This is a genomic window from Caldisericum insulae (genome assembly GCF_047785965.1).
Taxonomy (GTDB): Bacteria; Caldisericota; Caldisericia; order Caldisericales; family Caldisericaceae; genus Caldisericum; species Caldisericum exile_A.
In genome coordinates this window covers 186,286-207,889 of the sequence record NZ_JBLOBF010000001.1, presented here as the reverse complement: position 1 = coordinate 207,889, position 21,604 = coordinate 186,286, and the positions used below count along the sequence as shown (strand labels likewise).

The following is a 21,604-nucleotide window of genomic DNA, read 5'->3' as shown; positions in this document are numbered from 1 at the left end:
ACAAGAGTGAAGGAGAACCTCCTTCACTCTAAATCTATGGGAGGTAGTAGAGATTTGCAGTTTTATTTACACTGTCTATATTATACTTAAATTTGAAAGCGTATGCAAGTGCTTTAACGGGGAATTTCAACTCTCCATTCTCTACATAACTCCTCACGTCTGGTTCTTCTGGAACTAATGGAATTGCATAACCATTAAGAAGAGACTTATTTTGGCCTATCCAGTGCTCGTATTTATTATCCATAAACACAAGGGTTAATTTTTTCCCATCAAAATTGTAACTAATGCCAAGAGAGTTGCAAAGGTCTTCTATTGAAGTGGTTACATCTTTTAATTTATCTATATACTCTGTTCTAATATTCCCGTTCTTAAATTGGAATTTTTCGCCATTTCTTAAAAGATAATTCATATTGAAAGGAAGTTCAATTTCTAATTTATATTTTGTGTAAAAGTAAAACTCAAATGTAGAAGTTGTGGAATTTTTGCCTATGGCATCTGCATCAAAACTCAAAATCTCCTTAAAATCTGCTTTATATGCATTTGGCACATTATTTGCCAAAACAAAAATTATCTTTATATTTTCAACACCACCTGACTTAATGCTACCATTAAACGTAATTTCCTTGTAATCTTTGCTACTCTTAAAGGAACTTGCGATGACTTTTTTAACTTGAACAAAATCGGGAATATATAATGAAAGTTCATTGCCTTCAAGATCTTTTTGATCCCCTTTTCCAACATTTTTGACTTCTATATCAAGTGAAAATTCAGAATTTGGAGGAGTAACGTTACCTATATTTAATTTATAAGAAGAAATAAGATTCGGAACTTCTTTGGCTTTTTCGAGTGGAAGCATTGGAATTATAGCAAGTTTTTTATTATTAATGTCATAAGAGGTAAGAAATTCTTTTTGAGTTTTATCTTTTGGTGTAAAAATATCAATTACCTTTGGAAGCACTCCTGCATTCAATGCATTAGGATCTGCCCCACCCAAGGTCCATTCGGTTGCCGTTAGAGTAATTGCTCTAAAATATCCTGCTCCATATCCATCCTGGCTTCCAGAAATAACACAAACATAAGGCTTATAATTAGGATTTATAGATAAATATTTTTTAGGCATAATAACAGTTATTGTGTTTTTTTCATTATCAACAGAAAGCCCAAGTTCGCCCTGTATCACTTCTCCTTTAGCATTTTGTATATAGTTGCCATAGGACCAACCTGCGATTCTAATTGCAACATCCCAAGGATGATTTTCGTCAATCATTACATTAGGACCATTCACATCTATAGGTTCGGTTCTACCCCCATCTTCCAAGTCAAAATACGTTTCAATAATTTGGAATGAAAAACCATTTGGACCATTCCATGGGTTATCTCCAATAGAACCCATTTCATAGACGAGAATATAGTTATCGTTTGCATCATACATCTTAAACGATATTAAATCAAATAAGTGCCCTTTATTTTGAAATACCTCATTAAGAGGATATGTATATGTTCCAGGTCCATTATCATCATTCGCTTGATCGTAAAGTTCGCCAATAAGAACTCCACCTATTTTTACTGGGAATTTTAATTTTATAGGAAGAGTCTCCGCTTTTACATTTCCATTTTTTATACTTACAACGACAACATACATTTTGCTTAAATTTAGGTCATTTAAGTCGATAGAATATAGCTTTTTTTCACCATATATTTCAAAATCAACAGGCATACCTATACTTGCATTTGTATAGGGAAAATTATTTATAAGAAAAGAGGTTGGTTTTATTTGTTCACTTAAAAATGCATTTAAGGACTTCCCATTGTATACAGCAACAATGTAGTTATTTGAGTTGAGCTCTAAGTTAAGGACATTATTTTTTTGATCGTAAATCATATTGCCTATTTTTACGTTTGCAAGGTTATTTATTGAAACTGGCTCAGTGTCTTTCAAAGATAATTCTGTAGATATATATGGCTCTCCATCTGGAAAATAATTTCCAAAAAGATAGTCTGGAATTGGATAGTTGAGTTTCTTATAGATTTCACCTAAGTACAATTTAAAAAGTCTATCAAACGCGGGGTCATTTCCTGAATTTTGATCGCTTCCATACCACCAGAACCAATCTGATCCTTCGGCAATCATTAAGTCTCTTTTAACTTGATTTCGTACATCAAAACTCAGGGAATTTTCTTTTTCCTTGAACTTTTTGTATGCATCGAGGAGCCACATCCATGCTATATTTTCTTGTGGTTCACCTATCCATGTATCCAGTGTCGGATTTATCCAACTTGACTCACCAAAATAACCATCATATTCTCTCTTAGGGAGATTAGAGTATGAGTTTACATTAGAGACGTCTTTATTTGCAAGGTCAAGTGACGTTACTTTGTGAAGAGAAATTTCATGTCCTTTAAATTTAGAAAGATATTCAGATGGAGTTACTACTTTTATAATCCCTTTATTCTCAAGTGCAGAAAGTTTAGAGTAAAAAGCTTTTAAAAAATCGTTTCCATCATTTTCGTAGTATTCCCAAGCATTTTCGCCATCAAGAGCAATCGTATAAACAAGATCGCCTGTAGAGTTAAGTTTTTGCAAATTTGTAAGCGTTGTTTCTACATCAGAGACCGCTTCTTCTACAGATTTTCCCGAATATCTAAAACCAATTCCATCTGATAAATATTTATCTCTGAAAAATACAGTTACTCCATTAATTGTATATGGAAGATGCGCTTTTACAGGATCATTTTTGTCTATACCAAGTTGGGGCAGGTTCTCAATGTCTGAAATAGTCCATTTTAAACCAACATTATTAAATATTCGCAAAACTTCGTCATTCAGAGCGCATTCTGAAGCCCATATACCAGATGGTGTTGATCCAAAGGTTTCTTTAAAAAGTTTATTAGAGGCACTCAACTGATCTTTAAGCTCGTTAGCTAAACCAAAATCCAAAAGAAGTGGTGAAATGGGGTGAGAAAATGGCGTAGTTACAAGCTCAATTAACTTTTCATCCATCAATTTTTTGTATTCAGGTAAAATCATTGACATTATTTCCATCTGTTTTTTCAAAACAAGATTTCTTTCATTAATAGTAAAGTTTTCTTTCTTAAAGGCTTTATCAAAAAGTTGCGAAAGTTCTGGATCATTCTTAATATAGTCTGTATCAAGCCAAAAGAGATTAAACAGAGTTTGAAGATTCAGATAATCTTGACTTGTAAAAGAATTAACTAATTTTTCTTTATCTTCTACTGAATATTTCCTAAAAATTTCCTGTCTTTTATTAAGCAAATCGGTGTAAAGCGGAACTTTTTTTACAATATGATCCCAATTGATATCAAAGAAACCACCGGGAATCGATAGCATAAAAAACTTTTGATCAACGGTAAGTTTGTTCGGATCAACCTGTGAAACAATTTGATATTTATCTACTTTACCATTTAGATAGTCTTTTATTTGGTCAATCAAGCTTCCTGATAAATCATAAGTTATATGGATATCCTTATATTGAGAGGAAAGGAAAGGCATCCTATAATAATCCTTTGCACCATGTAGTCTTACCCAAGGAAGGATATACGTATTTGATTCCGGATCTTTATAAAAAGGCTGGTGGTTGTGAAAAACGATAATAACGTTGAGCGGTTTTACTTTTGGGACACATCCTGCAAAAAAAGGAAGGATTATCGAAAATAATACTACAGTCACCAATATTTTTTTCATACCTAACTCCTTTATTATTTACAATTTATAATAAATTATACAGAAAATCCGGTAATTTCAAATTCAAATTAGACGCTCCTAAAGTTTCAATCTTTATACTTGCTTTTGAATTCTTGATAAAAATCTTTAAAATATCCTTCTTTTATTGATTTTCTAATTTCCTTTATTAACCAATTCATGAAATACAAATTATGAATAGTTGCAAGACGACCTGCAAGATGCTCCTTTGCTTTAAAAAGATGGTTTAAATATGCCTTTGTATAGTGCTTACATGTATAACATCCGCAACTTTCCTCAATAGGTGTAAAGTCTTCTTTGTAAATTGATTTCGTTATTTTTATTGTACCTGTTTTTGTAAAAAGGCTCCGATTCCTTGCAATTCTTGTAGGCAAAACGCAATCAAACATATCAACACCAAGTCGCACATACTCAAGAATGCTTATTGGATCTCCAACCCCCATAAAATATCTCGGCTTATCATTAGGTAAAAGAGAGACTGTATAGTCCACCATTTCCGCCGTAAGTTCTTTCTCTTCACCAATACTCAGACCACCGAGGGTAACCCCAGGAAAACCAAGATCCAAAATCCTTTCGACTGCTTCCTTTCTTAGGTCTTTATAAAATCCTCCCTGAATCACTCCAAAAAGAATCTGATCTTCTCTTTTGTGTACATTTAAACTTCTTTTTGCCCATTCAATTGTTATATCAAGTTCTCTTTTTGTTTCTGAGTGTGGACTTGGATAAGTTCCACATATATCAAGTGGAATTGCAATATCTGAACCAATCTTCTCCTGTGTTTCAATAACAAGTTCAGGTGTAAAAAAATGTTTAGATCCATCAATAAAAGATTTGAATTCTACACCTTCGGATGTAATTTTTCTTAAATCTTTTAACGATAGTACCTGAAATCCACCACTATCTGTAAGAACGGCGCCGTCCCAGTCCATGAATTTATGAATGCCTCCCGCTTTTTCAATTGTTGAGGCACCAGGCTGTAAATACAAATGGTATGTATTTGCAAGAATAATCTTAAAGCCAATTTCTCTAATCTCATCTGATGTAAGAGTCTTAACAGTTGCTTGAGTCCCAACAGGCATAAAAACGGGAGTTTCAATGATACCGTGCGGTGTTTCAAACTGAGTAATGCGAGCTCTTGACCAATTATCCTCTGATAAAATTCTAAATTGAATATCAAACATCTTCTACCTCACAAAATTAGCATTGCGTCTCCAAAACTGTAGAATCTATATCTTTCTTTCACTGCAATATTATAAGCCTTTAAAATTAACTCTGTTGAAGCAAAAGCACCAACCAAAGCAAGAAGCGTCGTCTTTGGAAAATGGAAATTTGTAACCAATGCATCTACTATCTTAAAAGGATAACCAGGTTTAATAAAAAGGCGAGTTGAACCTGAGTAAGGCTTTAAAATATGATTTCTCGTTGAAGCTGTTTCAAGCACTCTTACTACCGTTGTGCCTACAGCAACTATTCTTCCACCAATTGCTCTTGCATCATTAATAACTTTTGCAGCTTCTTCTGAGATAAAAAATTCCTCTTCATGCATTTTGTGCTTATTTAGATCATCTTCTTTTATTGGCTTAAATGTCCCAAGACCAACATGCAAAGTAATGTATGTAATACAAACTCCCATTTCTTCAATTTGTTTTAAGAGTTCTTTAGTAAAATGAAGTCCTGCTGTAGGAGATGCAACAGAACCTAAAAGACTTGCATAGACTGTTTGGTATTCCTCCAAGTTTACTTTTGCCTTTATGTAAGGAGGAAGAGGAACTTCACCATATTTTAAAATCTCCACCATTGGTAATGCACTTTCAAAATCAATTATGTTTTCACCAAATTCACCTTTAGAAATCACTTTAACAACAATTTCAGGATCCTTACTAACTATTATTTCATCTCCAACATGAACTCTATCGTTTGGTGATGTTAAAGCAAGCCATTGTTTATTAGAAAGATATTTAAGAAGGAAAATTTCTCTTTTGCCACCCGTTTTTCTATTTGTTCCCAAAAACCTTGCCTTCAAGACTTTACTATTGTTCAAAACAAGGCAGTCTCCTTTTTTTAAATATTCAACAATGTTATAAAATTTTCTATGTTCAATTTCACCTGTATCTCTGTGAACAACCATAAGGCGAGCATGATCCCTCGGATAAATTGGATGCTGTGCAATAAGCTCTTTGTCAAGATAGTAATCAAGAAAATCCAGATTTCCCATATCACTTAAAATTTGAAATTACGGACACTAAGTAATTCGAAAGAAATTGAAAGTAATGTTCTGAAATATAATAGGTTCTAGAACTTATAAGCATTTTAAAAAAATCATTATTCGAAACATTAAGATATAAAAATACAAATCCTAAAAGATGAATTAAAACAGCAATTATCGTAAATGATAGAGCAGTTCGTAAAACTCCACCAAGTATTACATCGATCCACTTCAAAAACGGACTAACTCTAAATACTTTTCTGACTATCAATGCAAATGCTTTTACAACTAAGATTACAACTATAAATATTACAACATAGGAGATTGCATTTAAAAGGAACTGGGCAAAGCGGAGAGTAATAAAGTCTTTTACCGTCCAAGAAGGATTAATACCATTTGTAATTATGAAATTTTCGAGCACTTTAGGAAGACGCATATCTACGATTGTTTTAGATACATTCTCAATAGTAGCACCAGCGTTCGAAAGACCATTAGGCACATTCACCAAAGGAGCAATTTTATCTGCAATAACTTTATCAAGATGAAAATTATTAGAAAGAAGAAAAGATAATTTAGGTGCAAGTGAATTTGACAAGATAAACGCCAAGGCAAATCCAATTATATCAAAAATCAAAAGAATTGCCCCTTTGTTTATCCCTATAAAAAACTCGGTTAACAAAAAAACAAATACAAAAAGATCTATATAATTTGTGTTCATACAAGGTAATTTTACCAATTTTTATATATTTTTCAAGGAGTCTTTTGAGGAACAATATATTTTTTAAATTTTGCTAAATTTGAATAGTAGCCTTCAACATATAAGATTATACTCTCTTCTGTATCTTTTCGAGATAGTATATTTGCTGAACTGTAAATTTCATCAAGCAGATGAACATCTTGATAAGGCAAAATAATTTTTACTTTAACAATTAGCTCTTTAAACATACTTACAATTTTTTCTTTTAGTTTATCAATGCCTAAACCTTCCTTTGCAGAAATAAAAATTGCATCCTTGTATATCGATTGAAGATAGTCAAGAGATTCTATATCGCTTTTATCGATCTTATTAAAAACGGTAATGATAGGAATATCTTCTACCCCTAATTCTTTAAGTGTTTTAAGGACGATTTCCATTTTTTCTCTAAAAAGCGGATCTGTTATATCTATAAGATGTATGATTATCCAGGAATCAAGAATTTCTTCCAAAGTTGAACGAAACGCATAAATTAACTGTGGTGGCAAATCCCTTATAAAACCAATGGTATCAACGAAGATGGCGGAAATATTTTGCTTTATTTCGCCTAGACGTGAAAGGCTGTCAAGAGTCGCAAAAAGTTTATCTTCAACATAGGCTTCGCTTTTTGTAAGTGCATTTAAAAGTGTCGATTTTCCAGCATTTGTATAACCAACTATCGAAATTATTGGAATATTACTTTTTGTTCTTCGCTTTCTCATCTCAAACCTATGTTTTTTTATTTCTTCAAGCTTTTTCTCAAGAATCTGGATTCTTTTTGCAATATAACGTCTTTTTAATTCAGTTCTTCTTTCACCAGGACCTTTCAAACCAATTTCAGAACCAGTTTGTTGGTCCATATCTACTTCTTCATGAACAATTTCAGGAAGACGCATTTTTAGTTGCGAAAGTTCAACTTGAAGTTTTGCTTCTGTGGTTCTTGCTCGCATAGAAAATATCATAAGAATAAGATGTGGTCGATCGATAACTGGTACTCTAATCTCTCTTGAAAGATTCCTCAACTGCAAAAATGTTAAAGTATTATCAATAAAAACGATTTTAGCTTCTGTAAGTTCTACAAGTTTTTTTATCTCCTCTATTTTTCCAGTGCCGAGGAAAGTAGAGTATCGAGGTTCTCGCAAAGAATATGTGGTTTCAGCAACTATCTCGTAGGAAAGCGTTTCTACAAGGAGTCTAAATTCCTCAAGATATTCTTCTCTTAGTTCTTTATTTTCCTTGTCTATGATATGTACAAGAATTGCGTTTCTTTCAGTTTTTTCCAAAAAGAACCCCTTTCAAAATCACTGAAATTACAGACAAAAGAAGAGAAGCAAAAACCGCATCCCAAAAAGAATAAACATGGAAACCTGGAACGATGAGAGATACAATTTTAAGCATTAGTCCATTTATAATAAAGGTAAAGAGACCTAAAGTAAGAAATATTAAAGGAAGCGATAAAAACATAAAGAATGGTCTTATAATAGAGTTTACGATACCGAAAATAAGACTTGCAGTAAGAATACTCAGAGTATTATCAAACCAAATACCAGGAATAATCAAACTTACAAGATAAAGTGCAACAGCGTTGACAATAAAGCTAACCAAAAATTTATTCTTCACTTTCTTCCTCCTTTATGCTTTTAGAATGCAATTCTTTAAAATATGCTCTTGCAAATCTGTGAGATTCATCTCTTATTTGCTGTAATAACTTTAAGACAGGAGAATCTCTATCAAGTTTTAACGGTTCGTTGCTTTTCTCGGTAAAGATTAACTCTTCTTTTTTTGCAAGCGATATAAAATCAACATCAAGATTGAGAATTTCTTTAACTTTTTTCCCAACTTCAAGCTGACCTAAGCCCCCGTCAATAAGAACAAGATTAGGAAAAGACTTTGAAAAATTAGGATTTACGTGAGTAAATCTTCTTAAGAGCACCTCATAAAGCATAGCATAGTCATTCGGTCCTTCTATAAATTTTATTTTAAATCTCCGATATTCGTCCTTATCTTTTTTTCCAGAAGTAAAAACAACCATTGATCCAACGGCAAATTTCCCTTGCACATTTGAAATATCATAACCTTCAATCCTTACAGGAATATGGCTCAAGCCAAGTGTTTCCTTCATTTGTAGCAAAATCGTTGGGGTATTATTTTCTCTTCTCTTGAGATAATTTTCAAGATGAAGCTTTGCATTATCCTTTGCAAGTTCTAAAACTTTCTTTGGCACAGTCCCCCGAACCCTTAAAATTTGGACTTTATGTCCCGTTTTTTCTGTTAAAAATTTTTCAAGTGAATGCCTACTTTCTATAGAACAATCAACGTAAATTTTATCAGATGTCGCATGCTGAGGGTAGGAAATTAAGAACTGTTCAATAAGGGTGGCCTTGTCTTCCAGAGATTCTAAAATGAATGGATAAAGGCTTACAACTCTTCCATTTCTTATTGTTACTTTTACCAAACAACTCTTATCCTTATCAATTTCACCTGTAATAAGATCAAAATTGATATTCTCCTCAGTTATAACACGCTGCGAGGAAAAAATTGCATTTAAACCATTAATGGCGTCACGATATATAATTGCTCGCTCAAACTGTAATTCCCTTTTCGCTTTTTCCATCTCATTTGCAAGGGTATTAATAATCGATCTATCCTCACTTCTCAAAAACTTTTTAAGATTTTCAACCGTTTTAAAATAGTCAGCTTTAGTTACAAGATGAGCACAGGGGGCAGAACAAAGACCAATTTGGTAAAGCATGCAGGGTTGATATTTCTTATCTTCACTAATTTTCAAATTACACGAACGAATTGGAAAGATCTTGCGCAAAGTCTTAATAGTAGTCTCCACTGCCTTCCCATGGGGAAATGGTCCAAAATAGCTTCCTTTTTCGCCTCTAACTCTATATACTTTTTGAATTTTTGGATATTCCTCATCTGTTATTTTAATGTAAGGATAATTCTCATCATCAACAAGTCTTACATTAAAAGGTGGCTTAAATTTCTTAATGAGATTATTTTCAAGAAGTAATGCCTCATCAGGATTATTAGTTACTATAAATTCAATTGTTTTTACCCTCGATAAAATTGCCTCACCTTTTATATCCTTTGGATTTTTATAAGAACTTAGCCTCTTTTTAAGAGATTTTGCTTTACCTACGTAAATTACTTTATTTGTTTGATCCTTTAAAATATAAACCCCGGATGAGTCTGGCAAGAATTCCAACTCCTCCGGGAATTTGAGACTATTTTGCATACTCTACATAGCGAATTTCTCTCACAACAGTTACCTTAATAATACCAGGATACACTAAAGACTCTTCAATTGTTCTTGCTACATCCTTTGCAATTTTTTGAGAAGTTTCTTCATCAACCTCTTCAGGGTTTACAAGTATTCTTACCTCACGTCCTGCCTGAACAACGAATGCCTTCTTAACACCATGAACAGAACTTGCAATTCTTTCTAACTCTTCCATCCTCTTTATATAATTTTCAAGATCCTCTCTCCTTGCACCTGGTCTTGTTGCTGAAAGTGTGTCAGCAACCTGAACTATAACATCAAGGGCAGTTTCTTGTTTTATATCTCCATGGTGTGATTGAACTGCATGGATAACTGCTTCATTCTCTCCAAACTTTCTTAAAAGTTCACCACCGGTAAGTGCATGAGGCCCTTCACACTCCTGCGAAATAACTTTTCCTATATCATGCAGAAATCCTGCTCTTTTTGCGAGTATAACATTCTCTCCAATTTCTTGTGCTATAATTCCTGCAATTGTTGCAACTTCAAGTGAATGCTTAAGAAGATTTTGACCATAACTTGTTCTATATTTCATTTCCCCTATAATCTTTTTCAATTCATTTGGAAAACCATAAAGTGAGATGCTCATTAAAGCATCTTCTGCATCCTTTATAAGACTCTCTTCGAATTGCACTTCTGCCTCACTCACAAACTCTTCAATTCTTGCAGGATGGATTCTTCCGTCTATTATTAATTTCTCAAGAGCTCTTCGGGCAATTTCTCTTCTGATAGGATCAAAACAAGACAGTGTTACTGCTTCCGGCGTATCATCAATTAGTAAATCAACACCTGTTAAAGTTTCAAAAGTCCTAATATTTCTCCCTTCACGGCCAATTATTCTTCCTTTTAATTCGTCAGAGGGGAGTGGTACTACAGATACAGTAGTTTCTGCAACATAATCAATTGCGCAACTTTCCATTGCCTGTGAAAGTATGACTTTTGCTTTTTCTTTTGCAGTTGCCCTTATTTCTTCTTCAGCCTCAGCAATTTTCCTTGCTATGTCCTTTTTTAAACCTTCTTCAACTTCTCTAAGTATTATCTGTCTTGCTTCTTCTCGTGTTAAAGAAGCAATTTTAAATAGTTCTGTCTCAAGACTTTTAGATTTTTCTTCAATTTGTTTATTTAAAGCTATAAGATCTTCTTCTTTCCTTAAAAGATCTTTTTCTTTCTTATCAAGAAATTGAGCACGTCTATCAACAATCTCTTCTTTCTTTAATAGCCTGTTTTCAATTTCCTGGAGTTCCTTCTGCCTTTCTTTGTACTTACTTTCCAACTCCTGTATTTTCTTTTCTAACTCTTCCTTAGATCTAATTTTTAATTCTCTTTCCTGAACTTCCAATTTTTTTTCATTTTCTTCTTGCTTCTTTTTTAAATATTCATCTACTGAACCTATTTTAGATTTATAAATGTATCCCTGAATCACCCATCCTACAAGTGCACCAATAGCAAACATAAGTATAGTAACAAGGACATATAAAAAGTACGGAACTGACATTAACCTCACCTCCTCTATTATTTTTCGGCGAGGACTTCTTGAACGATATGAGGCCTAAAACCCTTTTGAATTAAATATGCATATAATTTTTCTTTTGGCTTTTTATCTAAGAAATATCTCGCATTATCTCTTTCTAATTCGGCTGTGTATGCATTGGTCAAAATATCTTGAAAATTTTTTAATCCACGTTTTTCAAGTTCCATTTTTATTTTTAAAAAACCATACTTCTTTTTTATATACTTATCTATAAGCCTCAAAGCATATCGTTCATCTGAAAGAAGTCCTCTTTCCTTTAATTTATCTATAATTTCATCAACGCCGCTATCAAAATACATACTAAGTTTTTCTCTCAATTCATACTCTGAATAATCTTTCCTTGAAAGTAAATTTAATGCATAATTCAAAATACTATTGGGCTTCTTCTTTCTTTGTAAAAAGTTTTTCATCGAGTTCTTTTTTTATCTTGCTAAGTAATTCCTCATTCGACTGTAATACTTTTATTGCGTTGTCTCTTCCTTGCCCTAATTTAATATCACCATAGGAGAAGAAAGAGCCGCTTTTCTTGATAATTCCGTTATCCACAGCTACATCAAACAAGTCTCCAAGCCTTGAAATTCCTTCACCAAATATTAGATCTACAACTGCTTCTTTGTAAGGTGGTGCAACTTTATTTTTTACAACTTTTATTCTAATCCTATTGCCACGATCTGCTCCATCACCAGAAATCGATTCAACACGTCTTACATCAAGTCTAACGGAAGCATAAAATTTAAGTGCACGCCCTCCTGGAGTCACCTCTGGGTTACCAAAAACAACACCTATTTTCTCACGCAACTGGTTTATAAAAATCATGCATGTTTTTGATTTGTTAATTGTTCCTGCAAGTTTTCGTAAAGCTTGGGACATTAGCCTTGCTTGGACTCCCATAAAGGAGTCGCCCATGTCTCCTTCTAATTCTGCTTTAGGGACTAAGGCAGCAACTGAATCAAGCACCACAATATCTACAGCACCAGATCTTACAAATATATCAATAATATCGAGTGCTTGCTCTGCATAATCTGGTTGAGAAACTATAAGATCGTCAATATTTACGCCAAGACTTTTCGCATATTCTGGCGAAAAGGCATGCTCTACATCTACAAATAGAGCTTTTCCGCCCATACGCTGAGCATTTGCAATTGCCTCAAGCGCAAGGGTTGTTTTTCCGCTTCCCTCTGGTCCAAAAATTTCAATGATACGACCTCTTGGAAATCCTCCTACTCCTAAGGCAAGATCAAGCGAATAGATCCCAGTAGGAATTGCTTCTATAATTAAATTTGCCTTTTTATCGCCAAGCCGCATTACTGAACCTTTTCCATATTCCTTTTCAACTTGCATCATCGCAAGTTTAAGAGCTTGTTCCTTGTCGTTTTCATTATTTGCCATACGCGTCAACCTCTCTTTCTTATTTATTATACTGATTAATTGTGAAAATTAAAAGTTTCAATTTCCTTATAAATAGGCCCAGTATTCATCAGTATACTTTCATAAACTGTAAGTCCGAAAGCATTTACGATAAAACCAAAATCTCCAAACTTATATTCGTCCAGGTTTATATAGCTTGTCCTGCATCTTCCAAAGGTAATATGAGGGAGATAAGATTCTTCGCGCTTAAAATGATACCTCTCAAAATCCTTGTCAAGTCTTCTCATTATACTTTCAATATTCTTATCAACGTCAACTATGGAAAAAAATAAAACTCTTGCAAAGTCTCTTTTTGGAAAACCAGAGATACCCTTAATTTCAAACGAAAAAGGTTTGCTAAATTTTGAAGTTTCTTCAGTAATTTTAAATACTTCTTTTAGAAACGACTCTTCTATTTCTCCAAGAAACTTTGTTGTAACATGTAGGTTATTCTTTGAAACCCACTTTATATCACCTTTAATTTCCTTTTTGATATCTTCCAAAATTTTAAAAAGTCTCTCTTCATAGGATGTTGTTTTTAGAGCAATAAATACTCTCATTTTATTACCTCAACCAACCATTCATAAGGATTAACCTGTCTAACAATCCCCCTGTAAATTCCACCTTGTTTTAGTTTTCCCTTTACTATCACAACATTGTCAATATCGGGAGCATCATAAATAGAGCGCCCATAAGAATTTTTAGAAGTAGAATCATAATAATCAACGATAAAAGATATCTCTTTACCAATAAATGACTTACTTCTCTTAATAGCAAGTTTATCTTTCAGTTCATTTAATCTTTCAAATCTCTCTTGTTTAATTTCTTCCTCGACTTGTTTCATATTGTAACTTATTGTACCATATTCATTCGAGTATTTAAAAATGCCAATATGGTCAATCTCATATTTTTCAATAAATTTCTCAAGTTCCTTGAAATCATCTTCTGTTTCTGTTGGAAAACCTACAATCACAGAAGTTCTAAAAGCTATGTGAGATGATTTCATACTTTCAACAATTTGTTCAAGGTCTTTTTTAGAGTACATACGCAACATTGCTCTAAGCATCCTATCTGATGCATGCTGAATTGGCATATCAATGTATGGCACAACTTTTTTTGATCTTTTAATGTAGTCAATTACTTTATGCATATAAGGGGAAGGATATGTGTAAAGAAGTCTTATCCATGATACTCCATCTATTTTTTCTAATTCCTCCAAAAGATCAACCAATTTAACTTGTTTATACAAATCAATACCATATTGTGTTGTATCTTGTGCAATCAAAACAAGTTCCTTGACACCATTTTTAGAGAGGGCTTCTGCTTCATGAACAAGAAAATCTATATCAAAACTATGTGTATCACCCTTTATTTTTGGTATAAGGCAAAAGGCACAACGATGAGAACATCCATCAGCAATCTTTAGATAACTGTAATGCGATAAAGTAACCTGAAGTCGGGGCAAATCTGCGTATTCAGGGGTCTTATCAACATAAACTCCACCATTTTCTATCGCCAATAATACATCTTTGATATTATTCGTTCCAACAAAACCATCAACAAAAGGAAATTTCTTTTTAAGATTTCCAACATCTAATGATGGATAACAGCCAATAACAATCAATTTTTCAATTTTCCCTTTTTCCTTCTTTTCTATAAATTCCTTTATTACTTCTTCACTTTCTTCTCTTGATTCCTTAAGAAATGCGCATGTATTAATCAAAACGATATCTGCATTATCAGTACCAAATGTAATTGAATACTTGGAGGAAACTTCACCAAGTACCCTTTCAGAATCAACAAGATTTTTAGGACAGCCTAAACTAATTAAAGAAACTCTTTTCACGGAATTTTTATCTTTTCTACTCCATTTGGAGTGTATTTATATTCAACAACAGTTTCACTACTACTTACAATTCCAAGATCTTTGCCATTATAGATAACACTAACAACTTTTGCATTTCCAAACCGAATTTGTATATAATTGTTTGCATGCAGTTCCAAAGTCTCATTTGCATTTATAAATCTTTGCGTATATTTTCCATCCACAGTAATGCCAAGCCAACACCTTCCATTGCCTTTTAGTGTAATGCTCACAGGATAGACAAGGTTTTCTGTTTGAGAAGTGGTTGGTGTTGAAGGAGCTTTTTGTCCTGGAGAATTAGTTTGTGGAGGAGACTCAGTTTTTTGGGGTAAAGTTTCAGTTTGAGTGATATTTTCTTTCGGAGCAAATGAAGATCCACTGTTTTTACTTTTTTGCACAATAACCAGAACAATTCCAATAATAATTAACAAAACGATTACTAATACAATTAATCCAATATTCTTATTTTTTGTTTTATAAACGATTTCCTTTTTTTTAAAAAGCTCCTTGTACTCGCTTAAAAGAGGTTGAGAATCAATTCCTAAAAAGTCCGCATATTTCTTAATATACGAAAGAATAAAACCATCAAATTCAGAACCAAAGTCGTCATTTTCAATTTTTTCAAGATAATATTCTCTTATAAGGGTCTCCTTAGAGATGTCCTCAAGTGCTAAATTTCTTTTTTCACGTTCTTCTCTAAGTATCTTCCCTATGCTCATTTTCCAGTGCAATATTCAGTGCTTCCTCAACATTATCTATAAAGTAAAATTTTATGTTGGATCGAACTTTTTCGGGAATATCCTCAACATCAATTTCATTTGCTTTAGGCAAAATTATTGTTCTAATATTTGCTCTGTATGCCCCAAGTACTTTTTCCTTTATCCCGCCTACCGGCAACACTCTACCTCTAAGGGTAATTTCGCCAGTCATTGCAACATCTTTATTAACTGGGACTCCTTTCAAAACAGAAACAAGTGCAACAAACATTGTAATTCCCGCAGATGGGCCTTCTTTAGGCACAGCTCCTTCAGGTACGTGGATATGTATATCATACTTATCATAAAAATCTGGTTGAATACCAAGTTTTTCTGCATTAGCCCTAATGTAACTCAATGCGGCTTGGGCAGATTCTTTCATCACATCACCAAGTTGTCCTGTGAGTATTAAACTTCCCTTTCCTGACATTTTTGTTGCTTCAATATAAACGATATCGCCTCCTGCAAGTGTCACAACCATACCACAAGCAACACCCACAAGGCTTTTCTTTTCTTGTAACTCCCTTGAAAACTCTGGTTTACCAAGGTACTTACGCAAGTTTTCTTCCGTAATTCTTCTCCTGATTTTTCCTTTTTCAGCTTTTTCTTTTGCAACTTTTCTTATTATCTTTGTGATAGTTCTTTCCAAATTTCGCAGGCCTGCTTCCCTTGTATATTCATTTATAATTTTAAGAATTGCTTTCTCAGAAATTACTAAGTCCTGAGGTTCAAGACCATGTGCTTCAAGTTGCTTTGGGATAATAAACTTCTTTGCAATTTGAAGTTTTTCTTCATCAATATAGCCAGGCAAAGTTAAAACTTCCATTCTATCAAGAAGCGCTGGAGGTATAGTATCAACTACATTTGCAGTTGTTATAAAAAGCACCTCTGATAGATCAAATGGTAATTCAATATAGTGATCAGAAAAGGCATTATTTTGTTCTGGATCCAATGCCTCAAGAAGTGCTGCAGTTGGATCCCCTCTAAAATCAGCCCCAACTTTATCAATCTCGTCTAAAAGGAAAACTGGGTTTTTCACTCCTGCTTGCTTTATTCCTTGAATAATTCTTCCTGGTAATGCACCAACATAGGTTCTTCTATGTCCCCTTATCTCTGCTTCATCTCTGATACCACCAAGAGAAACTCTTACAAATTTTCTTCCAAGTGCTTCAGCAATAGATTTTCCAAGGGAGGTTTTTCCAACACCTGGTGGACCAACAAAACAGAGAATTGGGCCTTTTACATCGCTTTTTAGTTTCTTGACTGCAATTAATTCAAGAATTCTCTCTTTCACATCTTTTAAGTCATAGTGATTTTTATCAAGAATTTCCTGTGCCTTTTTTATGTCAATTGTATCCGTTGTCGCTTTATCCCATGGAAGTGCAAGAAGCCAATCTATATAATTTTGAATCACACCACTCTCAGGACTCATTGGTGGTATCTTTTTGAGCTTTTCAAGTTCTTCGTTAATCTTATCCACTACATATTTGGGAAGCTTTCTTCCCTTCATCTTATTCTTTATCTCGGATATAGTTCCTGCTCCTTCTCCTTCTTCGCCAAGTTCTCGTTCAATTTCCTTTAGTTTTTCCCTTAAAAAGTATTCTTTTTGGCTTTTTTCAATTCTATTTCGTACCTCTTCGTCAATTTTTCTTGATATTTCAAGAATTGTATTTTCCCTTTCAAGAACTTCATGTAGATAGTTTAACTGTTCCTTTACATCTGTCATTTCAAGGATTTTTTGCTTTTCTTCAACAGGTATAAAGAGGTTTGACACTACTACCATTATAAGCCTATCTGGAGAATCAACATTTGTCAAACTGAGAATTGCATCCTGAGGAACCTTTTTATTAAGTTCTGAATAAAGAGCGAATTTATCGGAAACAAGCCTCATCAAAGCTTCTGTTTCTGTAGACGATTCAAAAGTGCTTTTTAGGGGCTCAACATAGACATGCCAAACTGTTGGAGATAAATCGAATTGGGTTATCTTTACTCTTTCAATTCCTTCAACTATTATCCTGTATGTGCCATCAGGAAGTCTTAAGACCTGAATAATTTCACATCCAACACCAACATCGTATACATCCTTAGGTTCAGGTTCTTCAATAAGTCCATTTTTCTGTGTTGAGACAACAATTAACTTATCGGTTGCAAGTGCTTCTTCGATTGCATTTATTGATTTTGGACGGCCAACTATAAGTGGCACGACCATCCCTGGAAATATCACTATTCCTCTTAGTGGAAAATATGGTGCATAATTTTTTTTCCAATTTCTTTCATTCATAAGTTTACCTCCACTCTACGCTGCCTCTTTAAGAGCGACTCTTTCATTCTTTGCATTCAATAAAATTGGTTCAACATCATCTTCGAGAAAGGCTCTTGTTATAATACACTTTTTGATAGATTTATTTTGAGGTATCTTATACATAAGTTCTATCATTGATTGTTCCATAACTGAACGTAAACCTCGGGCACCAATATTAAGTTCTAATGCTTTATCTGCAATATAATCAAGAGCTTCCTTCTCAAATTCAAGGGAAACTCCATCAATCTCAAACATCTTCTGGTACTGTTTTACAAGTGCATTTTTTGGCTCAATTAAGATCCTAACAAGTTCTTCCTTTGTAAGTTTGTTGAGTTTTGCTATGACTGGGAACCTTCCTACAAATTCAGGAATCATTCCAAATTTTATCAAGTCCTGAGGCAAAATTCTTGAATTTTCGTTATCATCAGTTAAAATTTCTTGTGCAAAACCAATTCTTCTCTTTTTAATCCTTTCTTCAACAATTTTTTCAATACCTTCAAAAGTTCCGCCTCCAATAAAAAGAATATCTTTTGTATTTACCTTAATAAATTCTTGGAGTGGATGCTTTCTTCCTCCTTGTGGAGGAACATTTGCAATTGTACCCTCAAGGATTTTAAGCAAACCCTGTTGAACCCCTTCCCCTGACACATCTCTTGTAATAGAAGGGTTCTCGCCTTTTCTTGCAATTTTATCTATCTCATCAATGTATGCTATTCCTTTCTCTGCTTTTGAAACATTAAAATCAGATGCAATAAGAAGTCTCTGTATGATACTTTCTACATCTTCTCCAACATATCCAGCTTCTGTAATGCTAGTTGCATCAGATATTGCAAGTGGTACATCAAGAATTTTTGATAATACTTTCGCAATAAAAGTTTTTCCAGAACCAGTTGGACCAATTAACAAAATATTACTCTTTTCTATTTCAACTTCTCCTTCATTTTGGAAAATTCTTTTATAGTGATTGTATGCTGCAACGGAAATCACAAGTTTTGCTTCTTCTTGACCAATTATATACTCGTCAAGAAATGACTTTATTTCACTTGGAAGAGGTATATGTTTTTTTGACTGTTTCTTCTTTCCTTCATGCACAAGTAGATTGTATGCCTTTACAACACACTCATCGCAAATATATACACCATCAGGACCAGTGATTAGCTTATCAACCTCACTATAAGATTTTCCGCAAAAAGAACATCTTGGTTCTTCCATACCTTATCCTATGGCTCTCTTATAGATATAATTTGGTCTATAATCCCATACTCTTTAGCTTCTTCAGGAGACATAAAGTAGTCTCTTTCAGTATCTTTTTGGATTTTTTCAACCGGTTGTCCCGTATGTTTTGAAAGTATCTCATTTATCATGCGTTTTATCCTAATAAGTTCTTTTGCCTGTATTTCAATATCAGTAGCTTGACCTTGCGCACCACCCCAGGGTTGATGGATAAGTATTCTTGAATGTGGAAGAGCGTATCGCTTTCCTTTCCTTCCTGAAGCAAGAATAACCGCAGCAAGAGACGCAGCCTGCCCTAAACAAATTGTTGCAACAGGCGCCTTTATATACTGCATAGTATCATATATGGCCATTCCAGGAATGACTTCTCCACCAGGGCTGTTAATGTAAAGATATATATCCTGAGTTGAATCAAGAGATTCAAGATAGAGAAGTTCAGCAACAATTAAATCTGCATGAATTGTTTCAATCTCTCCTGTCAAGAAAACAATTCTATCTTTTAATAGCCTTGAGTAAATATCAAAGCTTACTTCACCTCTTCCTGTTGTTTCAACTACACTTGGAATAATTGGCAAATCACTCACCTCCAAACAATATTATAGTATTTTCCTTCAATATTGAAATAGCTTTGTTTTTTAAAATCTCATTCTTTATATATCTTACAATTTCATCATTCAGTTTTGCTGTACCTTTCTCAATATGTTCCTCCATAAGAATTCTTTCAAACTCCTCTTCAATTTCTTCCTTAGATACAGTGAGCCCTTTCTTTCTTATGATTTCCCTCAATATAAGAGTTTCCAATAATTCCTGAATAATATTTTTCTTAATTTCTTCCTTGAATTGAAGAACGGTTTTTCCTTCTTTTTCAAGGAGAGATTCGAGCTTCAAACCATGCTTCAGATACTCAGTTTCATACTCTTTATAACGAGATTCAACCTCTTCTTCAATGTACTTTTGGGGTAGCTCAACGTTTAACTCTAATGCAAGATCATGTAATGCTTCTCTTCCCCTATTCTCTTCTAATTGGAGTTTCTTATTCTCAAGAAGTTCAGATTTTATTTTCTCCTTTAGTGCATCTAAGGAATCTGAGCCAATTTCCTTAGCAAAATCATCGTTTATTTCGGGGATTTTCTTTGTTTTTATAGAAACAACTCTAAATTTTATGACCGTATTTTGTGTTTGAACTTCAAATTCATCATCCACAACTTTCCCTAAAACTAATTCATTAAAATTTCCAACTACCTTATCTTTTCCAACTTCGACTGTTATGGTTTGTTCCTCTTTGTCCCCAATTTTATATGCAACTTCAATTATATCTCCATTTTCTACAGGGGAATTCTTAGGTTCAAGTTCTGTAAAAGTTTCTTGAAGTTCCTTTAATTTTTCTTCAATTTCACTTTCACTAATTTCAATTGTTCTTTTTATCTCTATTTTTCTATCAGGATCAAATTCAATTTGTGGAAGAAATTCAACTGTAACCTCATAAACAATTCTATCGTTTGAAAATTCCTTTACATCGACAGAAGGCTTTGTAAAAGGATCAATATTTTCCTTTTCAAGAAATTCAGGTATAGATTTATCAAGGAGTAGTTCAAAAGCTTCTTCAAGCAAGCGCTCAGGGCCAATGTAAGCAGAGCCTACCTCATATGGAGCTTTTCCTAAACGAAAACCTGGAATTTTTATTTTTTTTGAAAGATTAAGATAAGCTTCTTTTTTTGCATTCTCAATTTCATCCTTACTGTGAGTAATTTCTCCAACAATTTTTGACTGAGTTTTTTCTTTTACTATGTAATCCATTTTTCACCTCTCCATAAAATAGTCCAACATATTTTAATAAAAACTGTAAAAATAAAAAATGGTGCGAAGGGCGGGAGTTGAACCCGCATGAGTTTCCTCACTGGATCCTAAGTCCAGCGCGTCTGCCAGTTCCGCCACCCTCGCACTCTTATTGTCCTTGAAATAAAAATGGTGGGTTCTGCGGGGCTCGAACCCGCAACCTACGGATTAAGAGTCCGTTGCTCTACCAGTTGAGCTAAGAACCCACATATATATAAAATGGCGCGCCTAGCAGGAGTCGAACCCGCAACCAACGGATCCGAAGTCCGTTGCTCTATCCAGTTGAGCTATAGGCGCACATGGTGCGCCCAACAGGATTCGAACCTGTGGCCTGCGGATTAGGAATCCACCGCTCTATCCTTCTGAGCTATGGGCGCCTTGGGGTGGGTGAGGAGACTCGAACTCCCAACGGCCGGATCCACAGTCCGGTACTCTAACCAGTTGAGCTACACCCACCATAAATGGCGCGCCCAGCCGGACTTGAACCAGCGACCGACGGATTAGAAATCCGTTGCTCTATCCTGCTGAGCTATGGGCGCACCTAATGGTCGGGGCGGAAGGATTTGAACCTTCGACCTTTTGGTCCCAAACCAAACGCTCTAGCCAAACTGAGCCACGCCCCGATCAGGCAAGTATATTGTATTTAGTTTATAAAAAAAATCAAGAGGTTTTGCATAATATTTCACCGCTCTCATAAAAAAGAGGGAAGACAGATTCGTCTTCCCTC

The 21,604-nt window shown here is 34.1% G+C and carries 17 protein-coding genes and 7 tRNA genes; all 24 read right to left on the bottom strand.

Features of this window, described 5'->3' with window-relative positions:
• Positions 1 to 34 precede the first annotated feature (34 nt).
• The 24 genes from ACMV0E_RS01060 to ACMV0E_RS00945 all read right to left on the bottom strand — a co-directional run bounded on the left by ACMV0E_RS01060 (position 35) and on the right by ACMV0E_RS00945 (position 21,500).
• Positions 35 to 3,703, bottom strand: coding sequence for a glucodextranase DOMON-like domain-containing protein (locus ACMV0E_RS01060; protein ID WP_416084518.1), 3,669 nt, complete (start codon positions 3,701 to 3,703; stop codon positions 35 to 37).
• A gap of 86 nt (positions 3,704 to 3,789) precedes the next feature.
• A complete protein-coding gene (gene tgt / locus ACMV0E_RS01055) occupies positions 3,790 to 4,902 on the bottom strand; it encodes a tRNA guanosine(34) transglycosylase Tgt (protein WP_416084517.1) in 1,113 nt (370 codons plus the stop codon).
• A gap of 8 nt (positions 4,903 to 4,910) precedes the next feature.
• Entirely contained in the window at positions 4,911 to 5,936 is a 1,026-nt protein-coding gene (queA, locus tag ACMV0E_RS01050; protein WP_416084516.1) for a tRNA preQ1(34) S-adenosylmethionine ribosyltransferase-isomerase QueA, read from the bottom strand.
• A gap of 1 nt (position 5,937) precedes the next feature.
• Positions 5,938 to 6,645, bottom strand: a complete 708-nt coding sequence (locus tag ACMV0E_RS01045; protein ID WP_416084515.1) for a hypothetical protein — start codon at positions 6,643 to 6,645, stop codon at positions 5,938 to 5,940.
• A 32-nt stretch (positions 6,646 to 6,677) separates the two neighbouring features.
• A complete protein-coding gene (gene hflX / locus ACMV0E_RS01040; protein ID WP_416084514.1) occupies positions 6,678 to 7,943 on the bottom strand; it encodes a GTPase HflX in 1,266 nt (421 codons plus the stop codon).
• Entirely contained in the window at positions 7,930 to 8,280 is a 351-nt protein-coding gene (locus ACMV0E_RS01035; RefSeq protein ID WP_416084513.1) for a phage holin family protein, read from the bottom strand. Before ACMV0E_RS01035 ends, hflX begins: the two co-directional genes overlap by 14 nt.
• Positions 8,270 to 9,877: an excinuclease ABC subunit UvrC gene (uvrC, locus tag ACMV0E_RS01030; protein WP_416084512.1), complete on the bottom strand. Its 1,608-nt coding sequence runs from the start codon at positions 9,875 to 9,877 to the stop codon at positions 8,270 to 8,272. The genes ACMV0E_RS01035 and uvrC overlap by 11 nt, the downstream gene beginning before the upstream one ends.
• 19 nt (positions 9,878 to 9,896) lie before the next feature.
• Positions 9,897 to 11,444 carry a ribonuclease Y gene (rny, locus tag ACMV0E_RS01025; RefSeq protein ID WP_416084511.1) on the bottom strand — a complete coding sequence of 516 codons (1,548 nt, stop codon included), beginning with the start codon at positions 11,442 to 11,444 and terminating at the stop codon, positions 9,897 to 9,899.
• 17 nt (positions 11,445 to 11,461) lie between these two features.
• Entirely contained in the window at positions 11,462 to 11,890 is a 429-nt protein-coding gene (locus ACMV0E_RS01020; RefSeq protein WP_416084510.1) for a regulatory protein RecX, read from the bottom strand.
• Positions 11,853 to 12,869 (bottom strand): recombinase RecA, encoded by a 1,017-nt coding sequence (recA, locus tag ACMV0E_RS01015; protein WP_416084509.1) that lies wholly within the window; start codon positions 12,867 to 12,869, stop codon positions 11,853 to 11,855. Before recA ends, ACMV0E_RS01020 begins: the two co-directional genes overlap by 38 nt.
• Positions 12,870 to 12,904: 35 nt before the next feature.
• On the bottom strand, positions 12,905 to 13,447 hold the full coding sequence (thpR, locus tag ACMV0E_RS01010) for an RNA 2',3'-cyclic phosphodiesterase (protein WP_416084508.1): 543 nt from the start codon (positions 13,445 to 13,447) through the stop codon (positions 12,905 to 12,907).
• The gene (gene rimO, locus ACMV0E_RS01005; RefSeq protein ID WP_416084507.1) at positions 13,444 to 14,733 is read right to left on the bottom strand and encodes a 30S ribosomal protein S12 methylthiotransferase RimO; all 1,290 of its coding nucleotides are present in this window, start codon (positions 14,731 to 14,733) and stop codon (positions 13,444 to 13,446) included. The genes thpR and rimO overlap by 4 nt, the downstream gene beginning before the upstream one ends.
• Positions 14,730 to 15,482 carry a helix-turn-helix domain-containing protein gene (locus ACMV0E_RS01000; RefSeq protein ID WP_416084506.1) on the bottom strand — a complete coding sequence of 251 codons (753 nt, stop codon included), beginning with the start codon at positions 15,480 to 15,482 and terminating at the stop codon, positions 14,730 to 14,732. Before ACMV0E_RS01000 ends, rimO begins: the two co-directional genes overlap by 4 nt.
• Positions 15,448 to 17,787, bottom strand: coding sequence for an endopeptidase La (lon, locus tag ACMV0E_RS00995; RefSeq protein ID WP_416084505.1), 2,340 nt, complete (start codon positions 17,785 to 17,787; stop codon positions 15,448 to 15,450). The genes ACMV0E_RS01000 and lon overlap by 35 nt, the downstream gene beginning before the upstream one ends.
• A 15-nt stretch (positions 17,788 to 17,802) precedes the next feature.
• On the bottom strand, positions 17,803 to 19,020 hold the full coding sequence (clpX, locus tag ACMV0E_RS00990; RefSeq protein WP_416084504.1) for an ATP-dependent Clp protease ATP-binding subunit ClpX: 1,218 nt from the start codon (positions 19,018 to 19,020) through the stop codon (positions 17,803 to 17,805).
• A gap of 8 nt (positions 19,021 to 19,028) precedes the next feature.
• Positions 19,029 to 19,616 (bottom strand): ATP-dependent Clp protease proteolytic subunit, encoded by a 588-nt coding sequence (locus ACMV0E_RS00985; protein WP_416084503.1) that lies wholly within the window; start codon positions 19,614 to 19,616, stop codon positions 19,029 to 19,031.
• 1 nt (position 19,617) lies between these two features.
• Positions 19,618 to 20,838 carry a trigger factor gene (gene tig, locus ACMV0E_RS00980; protein ID WP_416084502.1) on the bottom strand — a complete coding sequence of 407 codons (1,221 nt, stop codon included), beginning with the start codon at positions 20,836 to 20,838 and terminating at the stop codon, positions 19,618 to 19,620.
• A gap of 59 nt (positions 20,839 to 20,897) precedes the next feature.
• Positions 20,898 to 20,982, bottom strand: a tRNA-Leu gene (locus ACMV0E_RS00975).
• Positions 20,983 to 21,007: 25 nt separating this feature from the next.
• Positions 21,008 to 21,083 (bottom strand) — tRNA-Lys (locus ACMV0E_RS00970).
• A 14-nt stretch (positions 21,084 to 21,097) separates the two neighbouring features.
• Positions 21,098 to 21,174: transfer RNA gene (locus ACMV0E_RS00965), tRNA-Arg, on the bottom strand.
• A gap of 3 nt (positions 21,175 to 21,177) precedes the next feature.
• Positions 21,178 to 21,254, bottom strand: a tRNA-Arg gene (locus ACMV0E_RS00960).
• A 2-nt stretch (positions 21,255 to 21,256) separates the two neighbouring features.
• Positions 21,257 to 21,333: transfer RNA gene (locus ACMV0E_RS00955), tRNA-His, on the bottom strand.
• 6 nt (positions 21,334 to 21,339) lie between these two features.
• Positions 21,340 to 21,416: transfer RNA gene (locus tag ACMV0E_RS00950), tRNA-Arg, on the bottom strand.
• Positions 21,417 to 21,422: 6 nt separating this feature from the next.
• Positions 21,423 to 21,500, bottom strand: a tRNA-Pro gene (locus tag ACMV0E_RS00945).
• Positions 21,501 to 21,604 lie beyond the last annotated feature (104 nt).

What these genes read in the sequence shown, in the direction of transcription:
- ACMV0E_RS01060 (WP_416084518.1), bottom strand. Translation starts at nt 3,703, where the DNA reads ATGAAAAAAATATTGGTGACTGTAGTATTATTTTCGATAATCCTTCCT.
- lon (WP_416084505.1), bottom strand. Translation starts at nt 17,787, where the DNA reads ATGAATGAAAGAAATTGGAAAAAAAATTATGCACCATATTTTCCACTA.
- ACMV0E_RS01020 (WP_416084510.1), bottom strand. Translation starts at nt 11,890, where the DNA reads ATGAAAAACTTTTTACAAAGAAAGAAGAAGCCCAATAGTATTTTGAAT.
- rny (WP_416084511.1), bottom strand. Translation starts at nt 11,444, where the DNA reads ATGTCAGTTCCGTACTTTTTATATGTCCTTGTTACTATACTTATGTTT.
- ACMV0E_RS01045 (WP_416084515.1), bottom strand. Translation starts at nt 6,645, where the DNA reads ATGAACACAAATTATATAGATCTTTTTGTATTTGTTTTTTTGTTAACC.
- recA (WP_416084509.1), bottom strand. Translation starts at nt 12,869, where the DNA reads ATGGCAAATAATGAAAACGACAAGGAACAAGCTCTTAAACTTGCGATG.
- queA (WP_416084516.1), bottom strand. Translation starts at nt 5,936, where the DNA reads ATGGGAAATCTGGATTTTCTTGATTACTATCTTGACAAAGAGCTTATT.
- tig (WP_416084502.1), bottom strand. Translation starts at nt 20,838, where the DNA reads ATGGATTACATAGTAAAAGAAAAAACTCAGTCAAAAATTGTTGGAGAA.
- tgt (WP_416084517.1), bottom strand. Translation starts at nt 4,902, where the DNA reads ATGTTTGATATTCAATTTAGAATTTTATCAGAGGATAATTGGTCAAGA.
- clpX (WP_416084504.1), bottom strand. Translation starts at nt 19,020, where the DNA reads ATGGAAGAACCAAGATGTTCTTTTTGCGGAAAATCTTATAGTGAGGTT.
- thpR (WP_416084508.1), bottom strand. Translation starts at nt 13,447, where the DNA reads ATGAGAGTATTTATTGCTCTAAAAACAACATCCTATGAAGAGAGACTT.